This window comes from Mycobacteriales bacterium, assembly GCA_035995165.1.
Classification (GTDB): domain Bacteria; phylum Actinomycetota; class Actinomycetes; order Mycobacteriales; family CADCTP01; genus CADCTP01.
The window spans coordinates 1-3,992 of record DASYKU010000014.1; the positions used below are offsets into that span (position 1 = coordinate 1).

Genomic DNA, 3,992 nt, shown 5'->3' on the forward strand with positions numbered 1-3,992 from the left:
CCACTCGGGTGCCCGGCCCGGCCGTGACGCTGCCGCCCGACCCGGCGGTGACGCCGAGCGAGGTACCCCGCCCGGCCGACACGCTGCCGACGCAGTCGGCGACCCCGGGGCCGAGCCTGCCGGATCCGGGCGGCCCGCCCGAGGCCCGGCCGTCGACGATCCCCGCGGTCACGCCGCCGGTCCCGGTCGAGCGCCCGACCGCCGCCGTCTCCCCGCTGCCGACGCCGCCCGGGGCCTGCGCCACCGACGTGCCCCGGCCGGTCCCGCCGGTGGCGTCGCCGTCGGTCGCCGGGCCCACGGTCCTGGTCACGCCGGTCGCCCCGCCGCGCGCCGTCCCGCCCACGCCGCCCGTAGCCCGGGTGACCCCGTCGCCGTCCGCCCCGCCGCGAGCGGTCCCGGTCACGCCGACCGCCTCCCCGGCGGCCCCGCCCCGGGCCGTCCCGGCCACGCCCGGTCCCACCCCGTGACAGAAATGCCAGGGCCTCAGCCAAGGGCGCGGCGGAGCTTCGCCTCGTCGATGCGCCAGTAGCCCAGCTCCTTGCCGTCCACCCGGACGACCGGGACGAGATCGCCGAACTCGGCCTGCAGCCGCGGATCGGTGTCCACGTCGGTCTCGCTCCAGGGCACCCCGGCCTCGGCCGTCACCCGCTCGACCAGCCGGCGGGCGTCGTCGCAGAGGTGACAGCCGGCGCGGGCGAGCAGCTCGACGGTCCGGGCGGGCATGGCGCGGAGTCTACGGCGCGCGCTGCGGGGTAGATCAGCACCATGACTCAGCCGAACCCGATCGACGACCTCGCCGCCGACGCCGACCGCCAGGCCGACGAGCTGCGCGAGCAGGAGTCCGAGGAACAACCCGAGTACACCGGCGACCTGCCGGACGACCCGGAGCAGGCCGTCCACTACCGCCCGGGCCAGGACCAGTGACCGAGATGCGCCCGGACCCGGACAGCGACCGGGCCGGGGCCGAGAGCGAGTACGGCGACGACACCGGCTTCGCGGCCGAGGCCACCCGCACGACGCCCGAGGCGAACACCCCGGACGACTCGGCCGGCCTGACCGCCGAGGACGACGAGCCCGCCGAGGACGACGAGCCCGCCGAGGAAGACGAGCCCGCCGAGACCGAGGACCCCGGCACCGGAGCCGACTAGCGCAGCCGGGCCTTGATGACCTTGCCGGTGGCGGAGTGCGGCAGGTCGGGGACGAACTCGATCGAGGCCGGGAGCTTGAACCGGGCCAGCGAGCGGGCGGCCCAGTCGAGCAGCTCCTGCTCGCCCGGGCTCGCCCCCTCCGCCGCGACCACGTACGCGACGACGCGCTCGCCGTGTTCTTCGTCGGGCCGGCCGAGCACGGCCGCCTCCGCCACCGTCGGGTGCGCGGCCAGCACGGCCTCGACCTCGGCCGGGTAGACGTTGAACCCGCGGACCAGGATCAGCTCGGTCCGCCGGTCGACCAGGTGCAGGTCGCCGTCGTCGTCCGCGTACGCCACGTCGCCCGTGGCCCACCAGCCGTCCGGGTCCGGGCCGTCGGTGCCCTGCGGCCAGTAGCCGGAGAACAGGTTCGGCCCGCGGACCACGATCTCGCCCGGCCCGGCCTCGGATCCGATCAGGTCGAGCTCGCCCGGCCCGGCGTCGTCGTCCGGCTCGGGATCGGGTTCCATCCCGCTGACCTCGCGCAGCCGGAGCTCGACCCCGGGCACCGGCCGGCCCACCGACCCCGGCTTGGCCGCGCCGCCGACCAGCGTCGAGGTCAGCACCGGCGCGGCCTCGGTCAGCCCGTACCCCTCGAAGACGGTCACGCCGGCGTCGGCGAAGGCGAGCAGGGTCTCCGGCGGCAGCGGGGCGGCGCCGGAGGTGGCCAGCCGGACGCCCGCGAACGCGTCGGCCAGGCCGGGCTCGCGGGCCCAGCGCACGTACATGGCCGGGACCGCGGGGACGGCGGTGACCTGCTGCCGCCGGATCAGCTCCAGCGTCTCGGCCGGGTCGAAGTGCTCGACCAGCACGCCGGTCGCGCCGGCCCGGGCCAGCAGCCCCAGCCCCGGGTTCAGCCCGTACGCGTGGAAGAGCGGGACGGCCAGCAGCAGCACGTCCTGCGCGGTCACCGGCGCCGGCCGCAGCGCCGCGCACTGGGCCAGGTTCGCCAGCAGCGCCCGGTGGGTGAGCATCGCGCCGCGGGGCCGGCCGCTGGTGCCGCTGGTGTAAGCGAGCACGGCCAGGTCCTCGGGCGAGCGCGGCACGTGCCGGAACGCCAGCGGCGGCGCGGCGGCCAGCAGTCCCGGCAGCGGCAGCGTCCCGTCCGGCCCGGACGGCGCCGCGACCAGCACGTGCCGCAGCGGCCCGGTCCGCAGCGTGTCCGCGGTCGCGATCACCTGCACCGAGGAGGTGACCAGCGCGACCGCCCCGGAGTCGGACAGCAGGTGGGCCAGCTCCGGCCCCGTGTACGCGACGTTCGCCGGCACCGCGACCAGGCCCGCCCGTAACGCCCCGTAGTACAGCGCCGGGAAGTCGGTCGAGTTGCCGAGCTGGAGCACGATCCGGTCACCGGGGGCGAGCCCGAGCTGCCGCAGCGCCGACGCCGCGCGGTCGACCAGCGCGTCCAGCTCGGCCCAGCTCAGCGTGACCGGGCCCGCCACCAGCGCGGGATGGTCCGCCGAGCGGTCGGCGGCCTGGGCGACCAGGTCGGCGACCGTGTGCACCGCTGGTGCCGCAGCCTCCTCCATACGCGGGAAGTCTGGCACATTCCCTGTCGGCGCAACGATGCGGTACCGTGCCTGCCTGTAACTCTCCGCGCACGATCGCCTACGCTCGTGGGCCGGGCACGGAAGACCTCTGTCGGGGGAGGAGGTGGGGCCGGATGACGTCATACGCCGGGTCGGCCCCGGCGCCGCAGCGCGACGTCGGTGCCCTGCTGGCCGCGGTGCTGTCCGTCGGGCTGCAACCGCCGGAAGCACGGGGCGGCCGCCCCGACCGGGCCGGACGTGCTCACGGCCTGGTCGGGGCCTGCTCGGATCCTCGGGCTGGGCGGCTAGGCCTCAGCTGTTCACCGGCCGTCGCCCGCGCGGGCGACGGCCGGTCAGCGGTTGCGCCTACGCTCGCTGTTCGGGCCGGTTTCCCAACTTCGGAGGAAGGCGGGCAGGAACCGTGTCTCGGTTGAAGTTCCGATCCCGGGAGACCCGGGACGTCCGCGCCGTGCTGGCGGGTACGGCGGCGGCCGCGGCCGCCGAGGTCGAGAGCGCCCTGGAGGTGCCGCCCGACCCGACCGCGGGCGCGTTCTTCGACGTCGACAACACGATCGTGGCCGGCGCCTCGATCTATCACTTCGCCCGCGGCCTGGCCGCGCGCGACTTCATCACCACCCGCGACATCGTCGACTTCGCCTGGCAGCAGGTGAAGTTCCGGGTCGGCGGCAAGGAGTCGCACGAGGGGATGGCCGCGGCCCGCGAGCGCGGGCTCTCCTTGGTCGCCGGCAAGCGGGTGGACGAGATCGTCCGGCTCGGCGAGGAGATCTACGACGAGCTCATGGCCGAGCGGATCTGGGCCGGCACCCAGGCCCTGGCCCAGCTGCACCTCGACGCCGGCCAGCGGGTCTGGCTGGTCACCGCCACGCCGCTCGAGCTCGCCGCGATCATCGCGCGCCGCCTCGGACTGACGGGAGCGCTCGGCACCGTCGCCGAGCATCACGACGGCGTCTACACCGGCCGCCTCGTCGGCGAACTGCTCCACGGGCCGGCGAAGGCCCACGCGGTCCGCGCGCTCGCGGCCCGGGAGGGCCTGGACCTGCGCCGCTGCTCGGCCTACTCGGACTCCATCAATGACGCCCCGATGCTCTCCGTGGTGGGCACCGCGGTGGCGGTCAATCCGGACGCCGAACTGCGCGGCCTCGCCCGCCGCAACAGCTGGGAGATCCGGGACTTCCGCTCGGGGCGCAAGGTCGCCCGGATCGGCGTGCCGTCGGTCCTCGGGGCAGGCGCGGTGGCGGGGGCGGTCGTCGCGGGC

Annotated in this window: 6 protein-coding genes; 3 read left to right on the top strand and 3 right to left on the bottom strand. The window is 76.3% G+C overall.

Translation table 11 applies throughout. The features are described 5' to 3' along the window. Both VGP36_02440 and VGP36_02445 read right to left on the bottom strand, forming a co-directional pair. Positions 1-448: hypothetical protein (locus tag VGP36_02440; protein HEV7653582.1), on the bottom strand; the 448-nt coding region annotated here is incomplete at its 3' end. A gap of 35 nt (positions 449-483) precedes the next feature. Beyond that, positions 484-723 carry a glutaredoxin family protein gene (locus tag VGP36_02445; GenBank protein HEV7653583.1) on the bottom strand — a complete coding sequence of 80 codons (240 nt, stop codon included), beginning with the start codon at positions 721-723 and terminating at the stop codon, positions 484-486. A 42-nt stretch (positions 724-765) separates the two neighbouring features. Between VGP36_02445 and VGP36_02450 the strand changes: the two genes are divergently transcribed. Both VGP36_02450 and VGP36_02455 read left to right on the top strand, forming a co-directional pair. Then, the gene (locus VGP36_02450; GenBank protein HEV7653584.1) at positions 766-924 is read left to right on the top strand and encodes a hypothetical protein; all 159 of its coding nucleotides are present in this window, start codon (positions 766-768) and stop codon (positions 922-924) included. After that, positions 921-1,148, top strand: coding sequence for a hypothetical protein (locus VGP36_02455; protein HEV7653585.1), 228 nt, complete (start codon positions 921-923; stop codon positions 1,146-1,148). The genes VGP36_02450 and VGP36_02455 overlap by 4 nt, the downstream gene beginning before the upstream one ends. Here the strand turns inward: VGP36_02455 and VGP36_02460 are convergent. Then, a complete protein-coding gene (locus VGP36_02460) occupies positions 1,145-2,716 on the bottom strand; it encodes an AMP-binding protein (GenBank protein ID HEV7653586.1) in 1,572 nt (523 codons plus the stop codon). The genes VGP36_02455 and VGP36_02460 overlap by 4 nt on opposite strands. Before the next feature lie 430 nt (positions 2,717-3,146). On the opposite strand from VGP36_02460, the gene VGP36_02465 reads away from it, so the two are divergent. After that, positions 3,147-3,992, top strand: an 846-nt coding sequence (locus VGP36_02465; protein HEV7653587.1) for an HAD-IB family hydrolase, incomplete at its 3' end; no start/stop codon positions are given.